19 protein-coding genes and 1 pseudogene are annotated in these 20,196 nt (G+C 63.0%); 6 read left to right on the top strand and 14 right to left on the bottom strand.

Annotated features, from left to right (window positions below; genetic code table 11):
* Window positions 1-181: 181 nt before the first annotated feature.
* Window positions 182-478: pseudogene (locus ACTHLA_RS14285) on the top strand (sulfotransferase); the annotation flags it as partial.
* 125 nt (window positions 479-603) lie between these two features.
* Here the strand turns inward: ACTHLA_RS14285 and ACTHLA_RS14290 are convergent.
* From ACTHLA_RS14290 to ACTHLA_RS14305, 4 genes are all read right to left on the bottom strand, one after another.
* A complete protein-coding gene (locus ACTHLA_RS14290; protein WP_440190674.1) occupies window positions 604-1,389 on the bottom strand; it encodes a TraB/GumN family protein in 786 nt (261 codons plus the stop codon).
* A gap of 301 nt (window positions 1,390-1,690) precedes the next feature.
* The gene (gene rpsD, locus ACTHLA_RS14295) at window positions 1,691-2,308 is read right to left on the bottom strand and encodes a 30S ribosomal protein S4 (protein ID WP_440190677.1); all 618 of its coding nucleotides are present in this window, start codon (window positions 2,306-2,308) and stop codon (window positions 1,691-1,693) included.
* Between the two features lie 168 nt (window positions 2,309-2,476).
* Window positions 2,477-3,358 (bottom strand): S-formylglutathione hydrolase, encoded by an 882-nt coding sequence (fghA, locus tag ACTHLA_RS14300; protein ID WP_440190680.1) that lies wholly within the window; start codon window positions 3,356-3,358, stop codon window positions 2,477-2,479.
* Between the two features lie 94 nt (window positions 3,359-3,452).
* Window positions 3,453-4,562 carry an S-(hydroxymethyl)glutathione dehydrogenase/class III alcohol dehydrogenase gene (locus tag ACTHLA_RS14305; RefSeq protein ID WP_440190683.1) on the bottom strand — a complete coding sequence of 370 codons (1,110 nt, stop codon included), beginning with the start codon at window positions 4,560-4,562 and terminating at the stop codon, window positions 3,453-3,455.
* 165 nt (window positions 4,563-4,727) lie between these two features.
* Between ACTHLA_RS14305 and ACTHLA_RS14310 the strand changes: the two genes are divergently transcribed.
* Entirely contained in the window at window positions 4,728-6,401 is a 1,674-nt protein-coding gene (locus tag ACTHLA_RS14310; RefSeq protein ID WP_440190686.1) for a methyl-accepting chemotaxis protein, read from the top strand.
* 247 nt (window positions 6,402-6,648) lie between these two features.
* Here ACTHLA_RS14310 and ACTHLA_RS14315 read toward each other — a convergent pair whose 3' ends face one another.
* From ACTHLA_RS14315 to purE, 3 genes are read right to left on the bottom strand one after another with little or no spacing between them, the layout of a single operon-like run.
* The gene (locus ACTHLA_RS14315; RefSeq protein ID WP_440190689.1) at window positions 6,649-6,933 is read right to left on the bottom strand and encodes a YciI family protein; all 285 of its coding nucleotides are present in this window, start codon (window positions 6,931-6,933) and stop codon (window positions 6,649-6,651) included.
* On the bottom strand, window positions 6,933-8,009 hold the full coding sequence (locus tag ACTHLA_RS14320; protein ID WP_440190692.1) for a 5-(carboxyamino)imidazole ribonucleotide synthase: 1,077 nt from the start codon (window positions 8,007-8,009) through the stop codon (window positions 6,933-6,935). Before ACTHLA_RS14320 ends, ACTHLA_RS14315 begins: the two co-directional genes overlap by 1 nt.
* Entirely contained in the window at window positions 8,009-8,515 is a 507-nt protein-coding gene (gene purE, locus ACTHLA_RS14325; protein WP_440190695.1) for a 5-(carboxyamino)imidazole ribonucleotide mutase, read from the bottom strand. Before purE ends, ACTHLA_RS14320 begins: the two co-directional genes overlap by 1 nt.
* 195 nt (window positions 8,516-8,710) lie before the next feature.
* Between purE and ACTHLA_RS14330 the strand changes: the two genes are divergently transcribed.
* Complete coding sequence (locus ACTHLA_RS14330) at window positions 8,711-9,526, top strand: GGDEF domain-containing protein (RefSeq protein ID WP_440190698.1); 816 nt, start codon at window positions 8,711-8,713, stop codon at window positions 9,524-9,526.
* Here ACTHLA_RS14330 and ACTHLA_RS14335 read toward each other — a convergent pair.
* Both ACTHLA_RS14335 and ACTHLA_RS14340 read right to left on the bottom strand, forming a co-directional pair.
* Window positions 9,507-10,286 carry a kinase gene (locus ACTHLA_RS14335; protein ID WP_440190701.1) on the bottom strand — a complete coding sequence of 260 codons (780 nt, stop codon included), beginning with the start codon at window positions 10,284-10,286 and terminating at the stop codon, window positions 9,507-9,509. The two genes, ACTHLA_RS14330 and ACTHLA_RS14335, sit on opposite strands and share 20 nt — an antisense overlap.
* Window positions 10,273-11,238 carry a 2-hydroxyacid dehydrogenase gene (locus tag ACTHLA_RS14340; RefSeq protein WP_440190704.1) on the bottom strand — a complete coding sequence of 322 codons (966 nt, stop codon included), beginning with the start codon at window positions 11,236-11,238 and terminating at the stop codon, window positions 10,273-10,275. The genes ACTHLA_RS14335 and ACTHLA_RS14340 overlap by 14 nt, the downstream gene beginning before the upstream one ends.
* Before the next feature lie 164 nt (window positions 11,239-11,402).
* Between ACTHLA_RS14340 and ACTHLA_RS14345 the strand changes: the two genes are divergently transcribed.
* On the top strand, window positions 11,403-13,070 hold the full coding sequence (locus tag ACTHLA_RS14345) for an alkaline phosphatase D family protein (protein WP_440190707.1): 1,668 nt from the start codon (window positions 11,403-11,405) through the stop codon (window positions 13,068-13,070).
* Window positions 13,071-13,073: 3 nt separating this feature from the next.
* Here the strand turns inward: ACTHLA_RS14345 and ACTHLA_RS14350 are convergent, their stop codons facing one another.
* From ACTHLA_RS14350 to ACTHLA_RS14365, 4 genes are all read right to left on the bottom strand, one after another.
* Window positions 13,074-14,123 carry a LacI family DNA-binding transcriptional regulator gene (locus ACTHLA_RS14350; protein ID WP_440190710.1) on the bottom strand — a complete coding sequence of 350 codons (1,050 nt, stop codon included), beginning with the start codon at window positions 14,121-14,123 and terminating at the stop codon, window positions 13,074-13,076.
* Between the two features lie 203 nt (window positions 14,124-14,326).
* Entirely contained in the window at window positions 14,327-14,941 is a 615-nt protein-coding gene (locus ACTHLA_RS14355; protein WP_440190713.1) for a pseudouridine synthase, read from the bottom strand.
* Window positions 14,938-15,465 (bottom strand): GNAT family N-acetyltransferase, encoded by a 528-nt coding sequence (locus tag ACTHLA_RS14360; protein WP_440190716.1) that lies wholly within the window; start codon window positions 15,463-15,465, stop codon window positions 14,938-14,940. The genes ACTHLA_RS14355 and ACTHLA_RS14360 overlap by 4 nt, the downstream gene beginning before the upstream one ends.
* Entirely contained in the window at window positions 15,465-16,904 is a 1,440-nt protein-coding gene (locus ACTHLA_RS14365) for a hypothetical protein (RefSeq protein ID WP_440190719.1), read from the bottom strand. The genes ACTHLA_RS14360 and ACTHLA_RS14365 overlap by 1 nt, the downstream gene beginning before the upstream one ends.
* 176 nt (window positions 16,905-17,080) lie before the next feature.
* On the opposite strand from ACTHLA_RS14365, the gene ACTHLA_RS14370 reads away from it, so the two are divergent.
* Window positions 17,081-17,629, top strand: a complete 549-nt coding sequence (locus ACTHLA_RS14370; RefSeq protein WP_440190722.1) for a glutathione peroxidase — start codon at window positions 17,081-17,083, stop codon at window positions 17,627-17,629.
* Window position 17,630: 1 nt separating this feature from the next.
* Window positions 17,631-18,176 (top strand): NADPH-dependent FMN reductase, encoded by a 546-nt coding sequence (locus tag ACTHLA_RS14375; RefSeq protein ID WP_440190725.1) that lies wholly within the window; start codon window positions 17,631-17,633, stop codon window positions 18,174-18,176.
* 473 nt (window positions 18,177-18,649) lie between these two features.
* Here ACTHLA_RS14375 and mobQ read toward each other — a convergent pair whose 3' ends face one another.
* Window positions 18,650-20,053 (bottom strand): MobQ family relaxase, encoded by a 1,404-nt coding sequence (gene mobQ, locus ACTHLA_RS14380; RefSeq protein ID WP_440190728.1) that lies wholly within the window; start codon window positions 20,051-20,053, stop codon window positions 18,650-18,652.
* Between the last annotated feature and the right edge of the window lie 143 nt (window positions 20,054-20,196).

Consider the following 20,196-nt stretch of genomic DNA (forward strand, 5'->3'; position numbering starts at 1 on the left):
GAGGAAGTTCTCCGATCCTCACCCTGAGCCTGTCGAGGGGTGAGGGCCGCACAAAGAAAAAGCCCGCCAGCAATGGCGGGCTTTTTTGTTGCTTGTGCCAGGCGGGCGCTTTGGTGCCAGGCTGTGTGCCGCAGGCGGAAGGGGCCTTCCATGGCCTTGAAATGGCACCTGCTTTGGCCGGACCGGAACGCATTCGCTCAAGCTGGCGCTGGAAATGCTGGGCTTTGGGCCCTGCTATCACATGATGGAGGTGTTCGCCCATCCCGACCATGTGCCGGCCTGGCAGGCGCTGGCCGAAAGCCGCGGCGATGGCTTCGATGACCTGCTGGGCGGCTTTCCCTCGACAGTGGACTGGCCGACCATTCCCCAGCTTTATGTGAAGGGCGAATTCGTCGGCGGCGCCGACATCGTGCGCGAGATGTTCCAGTCAGGCGAGTTGAAGACGGCGCTCAGCGAACAGGGGCTGATCGGGGCGTAACTGCTGGGCCTCAAATAGATTGTCCTCACAGGAGAGGAATGCGCAGATGGGCGGTTTGTGCTTCAGGCCTCCGCCCACCTAGAGCCAGGCTTACATCAATTCTGGAAATAGAGGCGTCTATGCCTTCACTGAGGCGGCGCGGTAATTTCTACGCCATCGTCTCTCAACTTATCAAATATCCCTTCTTTTTTTAGGACGTCATCAAGGGGTAGAACAATTACGTTAGTGCGATTATCATTCAAAAGTAATTGAATTTGATGTACGACTTCATCGTCTACGATGATTTTGTATTCGTCCGCATATTTTTTCTGTGATAATTCACATTTATTGTAAGGATCAGCGCTATAATCATTTAAAACCGCTTGCAAATCACCTGAAGACCACGCTTTTGCGACAAGCGGAGCTTTCAATACAACTTGGTCAAGGCTATCCAGGAATAAATTAAGGCAATAATCCGCCTGTTCGACAGTGGCGTTTTGCATAAACTCAAACCCTACTTCAGGACTATGCCACGGCAGGTCAATTATTTTGATTTTCGATTTTTGAACTGCGTTATTAAACGTATTCATGTCAAGCCAAGGAATATACCCCCTTTGCAATAAGCTTTGATTATAAACAATTCCGCCCAGGTAAGCAGGTTTAATTCGCAGCAAAAATCTATGCGACAGGTTTTCTCTATCAATAACTTTTAATAATCTTTTATATGTGTTTTTTGATAAAAATTCTGACAACTTACCATTAGCGGGAATTTTTTGAACCGTTGTGGGTTTGTCAGGCTTAGGTATGTATATAGCGTCCGATATTTTTAGAATTCGCAACAATCGACTTGAATCCCAGGCCAAATCCTTTGGCACGGGATTTATCATTGGGAGAACCCAGACTGTGGCGCCGCCCTTGCTCAATTTCCACATGGGCGGTCCCGGTACATGCGCGCGGACTATAACCTCCGCGATCGTTGACCACCGATCATTATTTTCATTATCGACATCGGTATAGGTTTGCGCCCTCACAGGGCCTAGAAGCACTGCGTATGAGATAATGGCGAACATTACCAGCAAAGCGCAACGAAGACATTTTCGTGTCAAGAACATCGCCCCCTCCTACTGACGATCCACAACCAACTTCCTTCATACCCCTCTACCGCCCTTAATGCATAGAAAAACCCCGGAAGATTGCTCTTCCGGGGTCTCACTTTTCAGTCCTGGCCGAGGCTTACGACGAATAGTATTCGACGATCAGGTTCGGCTCCATCTTGACCGGGTACGGCACTTCGGCCAGTTCCGGCAGGCGCAGGAACTTCGCCTTCATGCCCTTGGCGTCGATCTCGATATAGTCCGGCACGTCGCGCTCAGGCGATTGCAGGGCTTCGAGGACGAGGGCCATATTGCGCGAACGCTCGCGCACTTCGACGACGTCGTCCGGCTTGACGCGGTAGGACGGGATGTTGACGCGCTTGCCGTTGACCAGGACGTGGCCGTGGTTGACGAACTGGCGCGCCGCCCAGACGGTCGGCACGAACTTGGCGCGGTAAACCAGCGCGTCGAGGCGCGATTCCAGCAGCGAGATCAGGATTTCCGAGGTGTTGCCTTTCCGGCGCGACGCTTCTTCGTAGGTGCGCAGGAACTGCTTTTCGGTGATATTGCCGTAATAGCCCTTCAGCTTTTGCTTGGCCTTCAGTTGCAGGCCGAAGTCCGAGGTCTTGGACTTGCGGCGCTGGCCGTGCTGGCCGGGGCCGTAGGAGCGCTTGTTGACGGGGGACTTGGGACGGCCCCACAGGTTTTCACCCATGACGCGGTCGAGCTTGTACTTGGCGCTGTGGCGCTTGGACATATCGTACCTTTTAAATCAACCCTGGCCGGCTTCCCGCACTTTGCGGAAGGCGATTGCAACGGCGGCGTTCAGGATCACCCGTTATAACCGGTCCCAAATACGAGTTTCGGACCGGAAGCGGCGCGTTTACGGGCTTTGGCGCGCAAAGTCAAGCATGGCTTGGCGTTTTCACGCCTTCAGACGCCGGGCGTGGAAGGTCAGGTGATCGTCGATGAAGCTCTGGATGAAGTAATAGCTGTGATCATAGCCTGCGTGACGGCGCAGGGTGAGGGGCTGGCCCGCCGCCTGCGCCGCCTGCTCCAGCAGATCGGGCATGAGCTGGCTGTCGAGAAAGCTGTCGGCGAGGCCCTGGTCGATCAGGATGTCGTCGAACGGCGCGCCCTTGCCCTGCGACAGGCGTAAGGCGGCGTCGTAACGCTCCCAGGCCGCGCGGTCGGGACCGAGATAGGCGCTCATCGCCTTTTCACCCCAAGGCGCATGCAGGACCGAGGCGATGGGCGCAAAGGCCGATACCGAACGGTAAAGGTGCGGATAGTTCATGGCCAGGGTCAGGGCGCCGTGACCGCCCATCGAATGGCCGCTGATCCCGCGACGGCCCGGATCGGCGGGAAAGTTGGTTTCGACCATCTCGATCAGGTCGCGGGTGATGTAGGATTCCATCTGGAAATGCGCGCTCCACGGCGCCTGCGTGGCGTCGAGATAGAAGCCCGCGCCCTGCCCCAGATCGTAGGCCTCGTCATTGGCCACGGAATCGCCGCGCGGGCTGGTGTCGGGCGCGACCACAATCAGGCCCAGTTCAGCGGCCTTGCGGTACGCGCCGGCCTTCTCAGTGAAGTTGCTGGCCGTACAGGTCAGGCCCGACAGCCAGTACAGGACCGGGAACGGCGCGTCAGTGCGCTGCTCGTCCGCGTCCGGCACGAAGACCGAGGCGGTCATCGGACATTGGGTCGCCGCGCTGTCGTGGCGGATGAAATATAAGACGCCGCCGAAAACGCGGTGCTGAGACAGAAAATCAATGGTGAACATTTCACCTTCCTTTGGTGTCTTCATAGCGCCCTCCGCCGACAGGTTAACCTTTACGCGCACGGAAATTCACACGAAAGTGAAGCCGCTCGCACAAGTATTTCATAAAGACGTTGCGGCGTCAGAACACCACCACCGAGCGGATGCTCTCGCCTGCGTGCATCAGGTCGAAGGCCTTGTTGATGTCCTCAAGGCCGAAGCTGTGGGTGATCATCGGGTCGATCTCGATCTTGCCGTCCATGTACCAGTCAACGATCTTCGGCACGTCGGTGCGGCCGCGCGCGCCGCCGAAGGCCGAGCCCTTCCAGACGCGACCGGTGACCAACTGGAACGGGCGGGTGGAGATTTCCTTGCCCGCCTCGGCCACGCCGATAATGATGCTTTCGCCCCAGCCGCGATGGCAGGCTTCGAGCGCGGTGCGCATGACGTTGGTGTTGCCGGTGCAGTCGAAGGTGTAGTCGGCGCCGCCGCTCGTCAGCTCGACCAGATGCGCGACCAGGTCGCCGGAAACCTTGGTCGGGTTGACGAAATGGGTCATGCCGAAGCGGCGGCCCCATTCGGCCTTGGAGTCGTTGATATCGACGCCGACAATCCGATCGGCGCCAACCATTTTCAGGCCCTGAATGACATTAAGGCCGATGCCGCCGAGGCCGAAGACGATGGCGTTGGCGCCCGGCTCGACCTTCGCCGTGTTCACCACCGCCCCGACGCCGGTGGTCACGCCGCAACCGATATAGCAGGCCTTGTCGAACGGGGCGTCGTCGCGGATCTTCGCCACGGCAATCTCCGGCATGACCGTGTAATTTGAGAAGGTCGAGCAGCCCATATAGTGATAGATGGGCTGGCCCTTGTAGGAAAAGCGCGTCGTGCCGTCGGGCATCAAACCTTTACCTTGCGTGCCGCGAATGGCGGTGCAGAGATTGGTCTTGCGGCTCAGGCAGGATTTACACTGGCGGCATTCGGGCGTGTAGAGCGGGATGACGTGATCGCCCGGCTTCACGCTGGTGACCCCCGGCCCGACCTCCAGCACGATACCGGCGCCTTCGTGGCCCAGAACCGACGGGAACAGGCCCTCCGAATCGAGCCCGTCCAGCGTATAGGCGTCGGTGTGGCATATGCCCGTCGCCTTGATCTCGACTAGCACCTCGAACGCCTTGGGGCCTTCCAGATCGAGTTCGACGATCTCAAGCGGCTTTTTCGCTTCAAAGGCGACGGCGGCGCGGGTTTTCATGGTCTTTTTCTCCTGAGGCGTTCAGGACGATTTGTGCTGCGCCGCGAAGCAAATGGCAAGGGGGCGGCGCGGGCTTGCGCACAACAAACGCGCTTATCAAACCCTTAACCTCGACCTTCTAACTTTGTGGCGAAATTGTAGCGTACCTTCTGGAGGTCTGTCCTCATGACGATCAAATTCCGCATTCTGGCGCTGGTCGCCGGTTTCGCCCTGATGGCGTCGGCGATTACCGGTCTCGGCCTGATGACCATCAATGATTACAATCACATGCTTCTTAGCGCCGACCGGGCGCATGAAAACGCCTATCGCGGCGAGCACCTGAACCGGCTCGTCACCGCGGTCGTCATGGATTCACGCGGCGTCTATATGTCGCATGACACCACCGAGGCCGCCAAGTTCGCCAAGGGCATCGACAAGGAGCTGGATCAGATCAAGGCCCTGCTGGCGGACTGGAAGGCCGATCTCAAGCCGGGCGAACTGCCGGAATTCGACGGCGTGTACGCCAAGGCGCAGGAGTTTATCGCCTTCCGCAGCGAGACCTCGCGCCTGGGCACGCAGGTGTCGCCGCAGGCCGCCAACGAACAGGGCAATAACGACGCCAACCGCAACAATCGCAAGCAGTTTCAGGCCAATATCGACGCGATGGTCAAGCACATCCAGAGCAATCTGGATCAGTCGCAGGCCGATATGCAGCGTTACAAACATGAGCGCTCCGGGCAGTTTCTGGCCATCGCCGCCGCGGGCATATTGCTGCTGATCGGCGCTTCGCTGTGGGTCGCCATCCGCTCGATCTCGCGCCCGCTGCAACAGGTCACCGACAGCGTGGTGCGCATCTCCGAAGGCGCCTACGACACGGCCATCCCCGAAACGCGCGGCAAGGACGAGGTGTCGTCGCTGTGGCGCTCGATCCGCACCCTGCGCGACCGCGCGCAGGAGGTCGAGACGCTCAAGGCGCATCAGGAAGAAGAAGATATGCGCGTCGCCGAAAACATGCGCGCCGAACGCAACCGCATCGCGGGCGAGTTTGAAAAGAGCATGGGCGAGCTGGCGCATCGTTTTGCGGTTTCGTCGCGCACAGTCGCCGAATCGGCGCGTAACCTGGCCGAAAACGCTGGTCGCGCGGTCGGGCTGATCCAGACCGTCAACCACGCCGCCGTTGACGCCGCCAACAACGTCCAGAGCGTCGCCGCCGCCACAGAGGAGCTGTCGGCCAGCGTGCATGAGATCAACCAGCAGGTCGCGCGCACCTCGCAGGTGTCGCAGATGGCGGTCAGCGAGGCGTCGCGCTCCGAAGAAGCCATTCAGAGCTTAAGCGCCGCCGCCGGTCAGATCGGCGAGGTCATCAACCTGATCCAGGCCATTGCGGCCCAGACCAACCTGCTGGCGCTCAACGCCACCATCGAATCGGCGCGGGCGGGCGAAGCAGGCAAGGGCTTTGCGGTCGTCGCCTCCGAAGTCAAACAACTGGCGCAACAAACCGCCAAGGCGACCGACGACATCCGTTCCAAGATCGCCGAAATCCAGTCGGCCACCCATACGACGGTCGATAGCATCGGCGCCATTGTGCGCACCATTGAGGATATTGGCGGCCTGACCACCGCCATCGCCGCCTCGGTCGAGCAGCAGGGCGCGGCGACGCAGGAGATCGCCGGCAACACCAACCGCGCCGCCGACGGCACGCGCGACGTGACCGCGCACATGACCGTCGTGCAGGAAGGCGCCGAGGGCGCGGGCCAGTCGGCTCAGTCCCTGCTCAGCCTGTCCGCCGATCTGGAGCAACGCTCCGAGGACATGCACAGCGAGGTGGCGCAGTTCATCCAGCGGCTCAGGGCGGCGTAAGGCTTCTTTGTCAGGATAAACGAAAGGCGGCTCGTCAGGGGCCGCCTTTTTTTGTTTGAACCGCAGATTTACGCAGATTGGCGCAGATTTTTCAGCGCTGATCAGCGCCGGACGTTTCCTGTTGAACGTCCGGTCCGTCGAGATTGACGCGCTCTGCGCGTCGTCATGCCACCCAGGTCGCGTCGTCGTTCACGCAAACTCTCAAAAAATCTGCGTAAATCTGCGTAAATCTGCGGTAAAACTCCACTTAGCCCTTCAAACCCTCAAGCCCTTCGGCGGTCATGGTCAGGTTGACTTCGGTGAGCGTGTAGTCGGCGACGCCATTGAGCGCGAACGGGTCGCGGCGCGCATAGGCTTCGACGGCCTCGCGCGCGCCCTTGGCGAAGATGACGCCGCCGGAGCGCGGAACCTTGCGGCCCGACGCAAGGACCATGCCGGACGCATAACCCTCTTTGAGCCAGGCGACATGGGCGTCGAGGTGCTGATCCACCACGTCGAGCGGAACCTTGTAGGTCAGGGAGAGCAGAAACATCAGGACTTGATCCGGTTGATGTGGCCCATCTTGCGGCCGGGTCTGGGTTCGGCCTTGCCATAGACGTGCAGTTGCGCCTGCGGCTCGGCGGCGAGGCGCGGCCAGTCGAGGATGTCGTCGCCCAGAAGGTTGGTCATCTCGACCGTGCAGCGCGCGGACGGATCGCCGAGCGGCCAGCCCGTCACGGCGCGGATATGCTGCTCGAACTGATCGCAGACGCAGCCCTCCTGCGTCCAGTGGCCGGAATTGTGTACGCGCGGCGCAATCTCGTTCAGCACCAGCACATCGCCGTCCAGCACGAACAGTTCGACCGCCAGCACGCCGATATAGTCGAGCCCTTGCAGCACGCGGCGGGCGATGTCGTGCGCGGCTTTGGTCACGTCGTCGCTGACCGGCGCGGGCGCGAGCGTGGTGGATAAGATGCCGTTGACATGATGGTTTTCGCCGATCGGAAAGGCGCGCATCTCGCCGTTCCAGCCGCGCGCCGCCACCACCGAAATCTCGCGTGTGAAGCTTGCCTTCGCCTCCAATATCGACGGCTTGCCGCCGACCGCGTTAAAGGCGGCCTCGGCCTCGCTGGCGTCTCGGATCCAGACCTGCCCCTTGCCGTCATAACCGTCGCGGCGCGTCTTTAACAGGGACGGCGTTCCCAAGGCCGCCAGCGCCGCCTTCAGATCGTCGAGCGTATCGACGGCGCGGAAATCGACCGTCGCCACGCCCTGCTCGCGCGCAAAGGTCTTTTCCAGCACGCGGTCCTGAGTGATGCGCAGGGCATGGGCGCCGGGCGCGACCACCTTGCCGAGGCCGGTCAGGAATTCCAGCGTCGCGGCGGGGATGTTCTCGAACTCCAGCGTGATGACGTCGCAGGAGGCGGCGAAGCGGCGCAGCGCGTCTTCATCGTCATAGCTCGCGACAATGGCCGAGGCCGAGACCTGCGCGGCGGGGGCGCCGTCTTCGGGGCCGAACACCGCTGTCTTGAAGCCAAGGCGGCTGGCGGCCAGGCTCAGCATGCGGCCCAGTTGCCCGTCGCCCAGCATGCCGATGGTCGCCCCCAGGGGCAGAGGCGCGTTCAGCATCAGTCCTCCACCGTTTCGGGCACGCTGTCGGTCTGCGCGGCGCGGAAGGCGTCGAGGCGTTCAGCCAGAGCCGGATCGCTGAGCGCCAGAATCTGCGCCGCCAGTTGTCCGGCGTTTTTGGCGCCCGCCTCGCCGACCGCCAGCGTGCCAACCGGCACCCCGCCCGGCATCTGCACGATGCTGAGCAGCGAATCTATGCCTTTGAGGCCGTCGCGCACCGGCACCGGCACGCCCAGCACCGGCAAGGTGGTCATGGAGGCGGTCATGCCGGGCAGATGCGCGGCTCCGCCCGCGCCGGCGATGATCACCTTAAAGCCAGCCGCCTTGGCGCCTTCGGCAAACTCAACCATGCGTCTGGGGGTGCGGTGCGCCGAAATCACCTGCGCCTGATAGGCGACGCCAAGCTGATCCAGCACGGCGGCGGCGCATTTCAGCGTCGGCCAGTCGGAGCGCGACCCCATGATGATGGCGACGGGCGCGCTTGCTGGATTGAGGCGGGACGGCATGGCGAAGTCCTTGTCACGGCGGGCGGGCCGCCTTTTGGAAAGGCGCGGAGTATAGCGGCGAAGCCTATGACTGCAAGCCTTCATTAAGGCTGATAAATCAGGGACGACGCATTGTGTTTTTCGGCCTTACGTGCTTTCTTAAAACCTGTACGCGCGGCCAGAACGGATCGCGTTTTTTCCAACCTTTCCGAACAGATGGGCCTCGAATCCAACCTCTTTCCGGCTGGCGCGCAGACGCCTGCATCCGCCGCAGGCGACGACGCGCCGCCCGCCGCGCGGGCGATCACTGCGTCGATGCAGAACCTTTTGGCGCAGTATTTCGCCGATCAGCGGCAAGCTGAGGCCGCGCCCTCGCCTGTGCATGACCATCAGGCGAAACTGGCTGCGGCGCTGACGCCTGCGCCCAGACCCGCTGAAAGCGCGAACGAGTCGCTATGGCCGCAAAGCGCGCGCGACGCGGTCGCGCATCTTCAGGCCGAGATCTTTGAACTGCGCGCGCAACTGGAGCGGCAGAACCAGCTTTTACAGAATGCGCAGGCCCAGGCCGATCACGACGTGCTGACGCCGACCCTGAACCGCCGCGCCTTTTTGCGCGAAGCGACGCGCGCCATGGCCGACTGCAAACGCTATGGCGAAGAGGCGACCCTGATCTATGTCGATATGGATAATTTCAAGGCGGTCAACGACGCCTATGGCCACGCGGCGGGCGATGCGGCGCTGATCTATGTCGCCGAGACGCTCAACGCCAATGTGCGCGAGGGCGACAGCGTCGGGCGCATGGGCGGAGACGAATTCGCCGTGCTGCTGCGTCACGCCGACCTGCAATCGGCGCGCGTCAAGGCGATGAAGCTGGAGGCCGAGCTGATGATGGGGACGTTCGAGCATAACGGCCTCTATCTGAAGACCGGCGGCTCGTTCGGCGTGCGCGGCTTCGCCGGTCAGGCCTCCGCCGAAGCGTGGCTGTCCGAGGCCGACGCCGCCATGTTCCTGGTCAAGAAGTCGTCGCGATAAGGCGGCGGTCAGCGTCGAGGCGCAGGCTCAGATCGGCGCGTTCGGGTAAGACGTCAAGCGCATGGCGCGTCAGGCGCTCATAATATTGCACAAACCGCGCGACCTCTGAGTCGCTCATCCGGCGCGGGCCGGTCTGCTTCTGTTCGGCCTCGGTGCGCCATGTGAGGACCGTGGCGAAGTCCGGCGCGGCGAGGAAGACCAGCCGGTCTATGCGCGACCATAGCTCGCGATAAGGCCCTGCCAGCGCGTCATTGACAGCGCGCCGCCATATCCCATCCGGGTCTGCGTCGCGCTCCAGCGCATTGACCGGCGCGTGCAGATCGGCCTCGGCCTGCGGGGGTGCGCCGACGCACCAGCCTTCAAACAGGATCAGGTCGGGCGCCGTGATCTCCGGCCAGTCGGTTTCGGGCCAGAGATCGTCGCGGCCCTTGTCGAAGCGCGGCAGACGCGCCGTTTCGCCCAAGCGCAGGGCGTCGAGGACGCTGAGGCCGAGGCCGACATCGTGCGTGCCGGGAACGCCGCGCACAGCGAATAAAGGATGGACTTGACGCGCCAGATCGGCGCGCGCCGCATGCGACAGGTAAAGATCGTCGAGCGACAGCACCGCGACGCGCCGCCCCTCGGCCTCAAGGCGCGTCTTGACCTCGGCGCACAGGGTCGATTTGCCCGCGCCCTGCGCGGCGCAGACGCCCAGAACCAAAGGCGCCTGTTGCGCCAGCCATGCGCGCGCCGCGTCCGTTACCGCTTCAGAGGGCGTCACGGGGCGGCTGTCCGGCGAAAAACAAGGCGATATTCTCCGCCGCGCGCATGCCCATCGCTTCGCGCGTCTCCACCGTGGCGCTGCCGAGATGCGGCAGCAGCACGGCGTTGTCGAGGCCCAGCAGGTCGGGATGCACGACGGGCTCATGCTCATAGACGTCGAGGCCCGCCGCCCAGATGCGCCGATCGAGCAGGGCCTGCGCCAATGCGGCCTCATCGACCACCGGGCCGCGCGCCGTGTTGATCAGGATGGCGCTGGTCTTCATCCGCGTCAGCCGCACCGCGTCGATCAGGTGATGCGTGTCCGCGCCACCTGGCACATGCAGGGAGACGACATCGGACTGCGCCAGCAGATCGTCGAGCGATGAGACAAAGCGCGCGCCGGTTTCAGCCTCGATTTCAGGCGCTGCGCGGCGGCGACTGTAATAGGCGATGCGCATGTCGAGCGCGCGCTGCGCCTTGCGCGCCGTCGCCTGCGCGATGCGTCCGAAGCCGACCAGACCGAGTGTCTTGCCTTGCAACGATTGCCCCATCAGGGCCTTGGCGCCCCAGCCCTTCCAGTGTCCGGCGCGCACCTGCCGCTCGCCCTCGCCCGCCCGGCGCGAGGCCATCAGCATCAGCATCAGGGCGATGTCCGCCGTCGCCTCGGTCAGCACGTCGGGCGTATTGGTCACGATCAGCCCCGCCGCCTTGGCCGCCGTGACGTCGATATGTTCATAGCCGACGCCGAAATTGGCGATCAGTTTCGCGCGCGGATGGGGCGTGGCGAAGACATCCTTGCTGAGCTTATCGTTCACCGCCGTCCCCAGCGCATCATAGGCCAGCAGGGCTTCGCTCAGCGCCGCCGCATCCAGTCCCGGCCCCGGATGGACCGTCACATCGAAGCGCGCCTGCAACCAGCTTTGCGCGCCTTGCGGCCACGGACGGGTGAGCAGAATCTTCGGCTGGGTCATGACGTCTCCTTGCATGAGGTCTTTTTTACGCCCCGCAGACCAGGGTTCAACCCCGCAGAGGTTTCAGCGCGTTAAGATTTTCCACGTAAAACCGTCACGCAATCGCCAAACCCCTGTCATCGAAACACCCTATCCGCCGGTTTATCCACAGGTTGGGGCGAACCATGGTGATGAATCGCAGACGCGCCTTGCTGGCGTTCGGGACTCTGGGCGTCGCCCCCGCTCTGGGCGCGTCGGCGCCTGCGGTCGTGAAGGGGCCGCGCTTTGACCACGGCGTCGCGTCAGGCGATCCGTTGCAGGACCGGGTGATTTTGTGGACGCGGATCAGCGGGCTGGAGGCGGGGTTGGAGGTCGTCTGGCAGATCGCCGAAGACGACAGCTTTCAAACTCCGGTCGCGCAGGGCCGTCAGTGGTGCGACGAAAGCCGCGACTATACGGTCAAGATCTACGCCGCGGGACTGAAACCGGGCCGGTCCTACGCTTATCGCTTTATCGCCGCGAACATCATCTCGCCAACCGGCCTGACGCGCACCCTGCCCGACAGGACCGAGCGCGTTGTGCTGGCCGCCGCCTCGTGCGCCCTCTATCCGGGCGGCTATTTCAACGTCTATCGCGCCATTGCCGAGTTACGCGAGGTCGATGCGGTCGTGTTTCTCGGCGACTATATCTATGAATACGGCGCCGGTCCGACCGATTACGGCATGGGCAATGGCCGGGTGCTGATGCGCATACCGGAGCCGATGCGCGAGACGGTCTCGCTCGACGACTACCGCACGCGCCATGCGCAATATAAGCGCGATCCCGACTTGCAGGCCGCCCATGCGCGCGCCCCTTGGATCTGCGTGTTCGACGACCACGAAATCTGCAACAATCCGTGGCGCGACGGGGCGCAGAACCATAATCCCGGCGAAGGCGACTGGTCGGCGCGCAAGGCCGCCGCCATCAGGGCGTGGCGCGAATGGATGCCGGTGCGCGATCCGGCGCCGGGCGCGGACATCGACGACATCTATCGCAGCTTCCGCTTTGGCGATCTGGCCGAACTGGTCATGCTGGAGACGCGGCTGCTGGCGCGCTCCAGACAGCTCGACTATGCGCAAGACCTGACCTATCTGGCGGATGGAACGCCCGATCTGGCGACGTTCCGGCAGCGGCTCGACGATCCGTCGCGGCAGGTGCTGGGCGCGACGCAGCGCGACTGGCTGGGAAAAACCCTGAACGCCTCGGTGGCGGATGGGGTGCGGTGGCAGGTGTTCGGCAATCAGGTGGTGATGGCGCGCGTCAACGGCCCCGATGTGCGCAAGCTGCCGGTGCGCGTCGAAGACGTCGCCGCCGTCCTGCCTGACGAGGCGCGGCGCAAGCTCGATACCTTCATGGACCTGTTCGGCAGCGACGATCCGATGCCGTTCAATCTCGACGCCTGGGACGGCTATCCGGCGGAGCGCGAGCGGCTCTACGGCCTGATCCGTGAGGCCGGGGCGCGCGCCATTGTCCTCTCCGGCGACAGCCATACCGCCTGGGCTAATCAGTTGCACGATGCAAGCGGCGCGCCCGTCGCCGCCGAACTGGGCGTCACCGCCATTTCCAGCCCGACGCGCTGGCTCGACGCCTGGCTGCCCGACCTGCATCTGGCGCAGGCCCTGGCGGAGCGCAATGCAGAGGTGCTGGCCGCCGACGACGCCTATAACGGCTTTGTGCGCCTGACCCTGACGCCGGACATGGCGCTGGGCGAATGGATGTCGGTCGATACGGTGGTGAAACGCGACTTCACCTGTTTCTCACAGCGCCGCTTTGAAATCCGCGCCGATCAGGGCGTGGCGGCCTTCGTGGCCTGACGCCTATCCTGAAGCCGGCGGCGCAGCGGAATCGCGCCTGACGATCCGGTGCGGGACCAGTTCGTAATCGACCGGCGCGTGCGGGTCGGAAATGACTTGCACAACAATATCGACCACGCGCTGCGCCATGGCGAACACCGGTTGCGAGATGGTGGTCAGCGGCGGCCAGACCATCTGGGTAAACGGCGCGTCGTCGAAGCCGACAATACTGACCTCATCCGGCGTCTTCACGCCCAGTTGGTGCGCGCGGTACAAAGCGCCCGCCGCCATGTCGTCATTGGCGCAGATCACCGCCGTCGGACGCTGCGCCAGCAGGACCGGCAACTGGTCCTGCCCGCCCAGAAAGGTCAGATTGCCGCGCGCCGTGGCGGCTTCGTCAGGATCGAGGCCCGCATCCTGCAAGGCGCGGCGGAAACCGGCATAGCGCAGACTGGCCGACAAATGGTCCTTGAGCCCGTCCATGAAGGCGAAACGGCGGTGGCCCTGATCGAGCAGGTAGCGCGTCAGGTCATAGCCCGCCGCCTCGTCGTCGATGCCGACGCCGGGCGCCAGGTCGCGCGTCGCCGGTCCCGCCGCCAGACAGGCCAGCGGCATGTGCCGCGCCTTGATCATGGCGATCAGCTCGGCGTCGTCGGAAAAGGGCGGCGCCAGGATCATGCCGTCGCAGGCGTGATTGTCGATCAGCTCCATCACCCGCGCGCGCTTGCTGAGCGAATGCGGAAAGACCTGCTGCATAATGAGTTGCAAACCGGCCTTGCCGCAGGCGCGCAGGGCGCCGCTTTCGATTAGCAAGTTATACCAGGTATTCGGCCCGACCTCGTCATTGACCGGATAGATGACCATCAGGGCGTGCGGACGCCCGCCCGCCAGCAGCCGCGCCTGCGGGTTGACGCGATAGCGCAACTTGCGCACCGCCGCCTGCACGCGCTCGCGCGTCGCTTCGGCGACATGGGCGTCCCCGTTGAGGACGCGCGACACGGTGGTGCGGCCGACGCCGGACAGGGCGGCGACATCGTAGATGGTCGGTGGGCGACCGGGCGTGAAATGGGGCATGTGACGTTTCGAACCTGTGGCGAGTCCTGCCTTTGCGGCTTATGCGGCCATAGTACGTTATGTCGGCTTCGCGTCAATCGCCGCCCTGTCGCCAATTTGCCACAGCCGCCGACATGGCTGGAGGCGTAACTTCATAAGTTTCAGAAACTTGCCGCGCTTGCGAGAAACGCTCACGTCGATGGGAGCGGGACCATTTGCAGCGCCTAGAATGCCGGAGGCGACTCAAAGCGCAGGGTCTCGCCGCTGTGCGGGTGCGGCAGGCTCAGCGCCGCCGCATGCAGCAGAAGCCGCGCGCTCATTGCCTGAACCTCGGGCGGCGCATAGAAGGGATCGCCGAGGATCGGATGACCGAGCGCCGCCATATGGACGCGCAACTGATGCGACCTGCCAGTGACTGGCTCAAGCGCGATGCGTGTCACGCCCTCGCCGCGCGCCAGCACGCGATAGCGCGTCAGGGCGGGCTTGCCGACCGCATGATCGACCTTCTGCCGCGGGCGGTTCGGCCAGTCGCAGATCAGCGGCAGATCGACCGCGCCCGCCGCTTCGGCCACATGGCCCGCGACCACCGCGATATAGGTCTTGGCGACGCGGCGCTCGGCAAAGGCCATCGACAGGGCGCGCTGCGCCTCCGGCCCGCGCCCGAAGGCCATCACGCCGGAGGTGGCCATATCGAGACGATGCACGGTCAGGGCGTCGGGATAGTCGGCCTGCAGGCGCGTGATCAGGCAGTCCTGATTGGCTTCGCCCCGTCCCGGCACGCTGAGCAGGCCCGCCGGTTTGTCGGCGATGAGAAGATGCGCGTCGGCGTAAAGGATCACAACGCCTTGCCCATGCGCACAATCGGCAGGCTCAGTCCGCCCGGCAACGGCGCCGTCGTCGTCTCTAACGGCGCATAGCCGCACGCCTGATAGAGGCCCACGCCGGTCAGGGTCGCGCCCATTTCGGCGCGCGTGAACCCGGCCTGCCGCGCCGCCGCTTCGCAGGCGTCGAGCAGCCTGCGCCCCAGACCGCGCCGCTCATAGCCGGGGCGGACGAAAAAGGCGCGGATGCGCGCCGCGTCGCCTGCCGGATCGAGCCGGGCGTCGTCCTTGCCCGCCATAGCGTCGGCGCCGTAAAGCGTGCGGCGAAAGCTCCAGCCGCCGCACGCCGCGATTACATCGTCGATCTCGTTGACGAAATAGGTCTGGTCGCGTAGCAGGGCCGTGTCGACGCCAAACACCGTCCCCAGGGCCGCCCGGCGCTGCGCCTCGGAATAGTCGCCCGCCTGCAGGCGCATGACCGAGTCTGCGATCAGGTCGCGCAGGGCCGGAATGTCATCCGGCGTCGCCAGCCGCAGACGCATTACTGGCGGTAGCCCCAGGTGAGCATCCAGGTGTCGATGGGGGTCAGGGAACTCAGATCCTTGCCCTTGTCGTATTGCAGGCCCAGCACGACATGGCTGGCCGCCGACGGATAATAGGTGGCGCGCGTGATCAGACGGGTCGCGGTCGCATTATTGCCGGTGACGTCCTGCCGGTCGGCGAGTTGCACGTCGAGGCCCAGACTGGCCATGTCGGGGTGCGGCTTCCATTGCACGGACCAGCCCGCGTCGAAGCCGACGCGCGCGAACTGCGGCAGATTGTCCAGCGCCGACTTGTCGCCCGGATTGCCGACATGGACATAGTCCGTGGTCAGGGTCAGGCCGGTGCTCTGGCACCAGACGCAGTCCTTGCCTTCCTGAATCAGGTGGCGCTCGCGCAGCCACGCCGCCCAAGGCGGCGACAGGGTCGCCTCGATGCGCGTCAGCGAGGATTTGAACCGGTCGTCCGTCTCATAGGCCGCGCTCAGGGCGCCGTTGAAGGCCGGCAGGCCATCATACTGGCCGAAGCGGTACTGGCCGCGCAGGCCCAGATCGACATTGTTGATCTCGGAGCTGTGAGACTGGCTGGAAATGCGCTCATAGCCGACGAACGGCTTGATCGTGCCGTAGCCGTCAGTCTTGTCATCGGCGTCGCCCCAGCTCGCAATCGCAGGCGTTACGGCGACAGCCTTGACCGACAGGACCGCGTCGTCATTGGCGGCGTTGCGCACATAGGACAGCTTGGCCGGATCGCGCTTGGTGTAGTCGCTCTTGTCGGTCTCCGCGATCGAGGAGGCGATGCGGATTTTCGACAAGGCGCCGAACAGGCCGTGCGGGGCGCGGTCGGCCTTGTCCAGCTTCGCCTTGTCCAGCTTCGCCTTTTCCGGCTTTGTTGTATCGGGCGCGGCCTCCGGCGCCTGGGGCGGCGTTTCGGGCAGATCGGCGACCACCTGCGGCGCGACAGGCGGCGGCGGCGGCGCGCCCAGGCAGCGTATGCGATAGGTGGCGCGGCTGAGATCGTAGAAGGCGGCGATGCGGTCAGCGGGCGCTTCCGGCTCGCCGCCCTGCCCCACCCAGACAAGTTGAAACTGCGCGTCGCCGCGCTGCGCCAGCATGGCCGCCGCCAGCTTGTTCAGCGCGCCATAGCCGTCGTCGTGGCAGCCATTGGCGTCGCACGCCCTGGCGATGCGCTGACCGATCGGCAGTTCCGGCCCGGAAAAGGACGCGGCGTCAATGACAATCGGATGGTCGCTGAGGACGCGCTCGACCAGCTTGCGGCGCGGCAGGAAGCGGTCGCCGCCATCGGCGATGCAGTCCGCCGGCAGCAAACGCGCAAAGGCGCTCGTTTGCGCCTGCGCCTGAAGAACCTCCGGCGGCGGCCCCGCCGTTGCGCCCGCCGTCATCACCGCCCCTGCGGCCAGTCCGCCTAAGATACCGATCACTTTTCGCTTTTCCTATGCGATTACAAGTGGTTTTCGTATGTGGTCGTAGAGCTTTTACCGGCAGGACGATCCTATTGCAATGCAGAACAGGTCAACAGACGGTGATGAACGACATAGGCTCTGGTCGCCACGCCTGGGTCTGGATAAGCTCCTTTTTGAATCTGCAAGGAGACAGCATGGCCGGACTGGAAGATTTCTCATTGCGCCGTATCGACGGAATACCGACGCAGCTCAGCGATTTTCGCGGCAAGGTGTTGCTGATCGTCAATGTCGCGTCGAAATGCGGGCTAACGCCGCAATATGCCGATATGGAGGCCTTTTATCGCCGGACCCGGGTGCGCGGCTTTGAAATCCTCGCCTTCCCCGCCAACGATTTTCTCGGTCAGGAGCCGGGCGCCGACGACGAGATCGCCAGCTTCTGTTCGACGGCTTATGACGTGACCTTCCCGCTTTTCTCCAAGATCGCCGTCACCGGACCGGACAAGCATCCGCTGTACGCCGCCCTGACGCGCGCTCTGCCTGAGGCGGTCAGCGCCGGGCCGATGCGCGAACGGCTGGAGCAGTTCGGCATACCGGTCAGCCCGCCCGGAGAGATTTTGTGGAATTTCGAGAAATTCCTGATTGCGCGCGACGGCGAAATTGTCGAACGCTTCGCCCCGGATGTCGGTGTTGACGATCCGCGCCTGATCGCCGCCGTCGAAGACGAACTCAACAAGGAAGCCTGAAATGCTGAACATCGCCGTTCTGGTCGGAAGCCTGCGCAAGGAGTCGATCAACAAGCGCTATGCGCATGCGCTGGAAAAGCTGGCCGAGGGCCGCCTCGCCTTCGACTATGTCAATATGGACCTGCCGCTTTATAATGAGGATCTGTGGGCCGAACCGCCTGCCAAGGTCTTGCTGTTAAAGGAAAAGATCGCGGCGGCGGACGGCGTGCTGATCGTCTCGCCGGAATATAATCGCTCCATGCCCGCCGTCACCAAGAACGCGCTCGACGGGGGCTCGCGTCCCTATGGCCAGAATGTCTGGGCCGACAAGCCCGTCGCCCTGACCGGCGCCTCCCCCGGCAGCCAGGGGACGGCGGTCATGCAGTCGCAAGTGCGCTCCACCCTGGTCATTCTCGGCATGCGCGTTCTGGGCGCGCCGGAAGTCTATATCAGCTTCAAACCGGACCTTCTGAGCGACGACGATACGGTCGCCAATGAAGGTACGGCCAAGTTCCTGACCGGCTTCCTCGACGCCTTCACGCACTGGATCAAGCCGGGCATGGCCTGAAACACAGAAAGCCTCCCGCGGGAGGCTAAGAATGTATTGATTTCGTTTGATAATTGGTTGCGGGGGCCAGATTTGAACTGACGACCTTCAGGTTATGAGCCTTTTCAGGAAATCGGTAAAGCCTGATCATTTCTGCATTTGCGACGGTTGAAAAAATTGTGTGCTAGATCATGTGCTAAATTTTGCTGAGTGTGAGACCATGGATTTCGCCTCCAATAAATCAGTGGCCACAGCTCTAATTAAGACGGTTCCAAAGATTGCCAAGAAGCGCCGCATTTTCAGGATCGCCGCACGCTTGCGTTTCCCCAGAACGAGCCGCAGCGAGTTCTTGAGCGCATAATTCGTTCTTCCGGGCTTCTACTGCCGACACATCATCACACTTGGGTACATTGATAATCGCCGTAGGGCCCGGTTTTCCGTTTAAACAGCGCCATTGCGAAGATGTAGGGTCTCGGCATTACTTAGAATACGGCCTACCTCTCTAAAGTCTCTAGCTGATTGAATTTGGCCTCTAACGCGACCGCCCACTCGATGAACTCCGTGGACGCGATAACACGCGCATGGCGCTGGCAACCGGTCAAAAGCGCGTAATTCGCCGTCCTCAAGCCGGTCATCACATCGATATTGGCCAATTCGGCCTGCAAGGCCGCAGAGTTCCCAATCGCTCCAACCTGCTCAGAACTGAGGCCCGCAACCTTCCATCTCTTCTGTGCTTCAGACTGCGAGATGTCTCCCCGCTCCACCGCCTGCACGAGGTCGATATTGACGCTGCGCTGGATCGCGTCGTCCTGATGTTTGATGGCGGCGGAGACATGATGATCACCGACCCTGTGAGACGATGTGTCCGCCATATCCGCCGCCGCCCGCGCCATGCCGGTTTCCATGTCCAGCATCTCGCGCGTGGAATAGCGCGGATTGGCTGAGGTGGAGAAGCGACCCTCTCTGTTGTCCTTGCCGTCGGACAGCCTGACCAACTCCTCCGACGCCATGACGCGATCCAGCAGCCCCTGGAACTCCGCCGGGTCGTCATTGATGTAGCGGTGCAGTGTGCGGGCAATATCTCGCTTATCGAAGACGGATTTCTCAGCGGATAAGATCTGCAAAACCTGATTGGGATCTTCGCGGATCAAGGCCGCATTGCGCGCTTTTGCCTCCTCCGCCAACCGCTGCCGCTCGACCTGCTCCCCCCTCTGCTCCATCTGGTGCGCGTGCACGCCGACATGCGCCGTCGGCTCTATGGATAATCCGCGATCCTGATGCGAGCGATGATCGACGCGCACATCATGCCCGGCTCTGGCCAGGGCGAGGTTCGTCATCTCCTCCCATTCCTGACGCAGCGACTTTAGCTGCACGTCGGTTGTCGGGAGGTCATTGGCCTTAAGCCAGGCGTTCTCGCGCTCCAGCGTGGTCTTCCCTTCGAGTCCCTCCTCGCCAATTACCCGCGTGGTCATCAGGATGTGCGCATGATGGTTGCGCACGTCCATATCGTCATCGGGCGCATGCAGGCTGAAGTCCACCGCCCCGCCGAAGCGGTTGGCCAGCGACTGCGCAAACGATCTTGTCAGTTCTATCCGCTCGTCCTTTGTCAGCTCATGCGGCAGGGCGACCTCGAACTCCCGCGCCACACGCGCGTCTTTGCGCTTTTCCGCAAACTCGGCGGCATTCCACAGACGCGCGCGGTCCATCGCCCATTCGGCATGAACGCCCTCAGGGGCGACGATCTCGGAATGCTCGATCCCACCCTTGTGGGTGTAGTCATGCGTCAGGCCATCGCGCTCATTGGTTAGTCTGGTGCCCGACCGATAGGCCGCCGCCGCGACCGAGGACCGGCCCGTCGAGCGCGAGACCGGCTTCATCGCCAGATGATAGATCGCCATATCCGCCCCCTTCCCTGATCGTCAGACGCGCTGGGCAAAAAAGTTTGCGTCCGCGTCTGCCGCAATCCGTGATGACCGACCGATCATCACCTTCACGCAGGGCTGACCGTCCCTGCCGCCCCAGAGTTGCGCAGCAACTCGTA

Origin of the sequence: Asticcacaulis sp., from assembly GCF_051956075.1 — a bacterium.
Classification (GTDB): Bacteria; Pseudomonadota; Alphaproteobacteria; order Caulobacterales; family Caulobacteraceae; genus Asticcacaulis.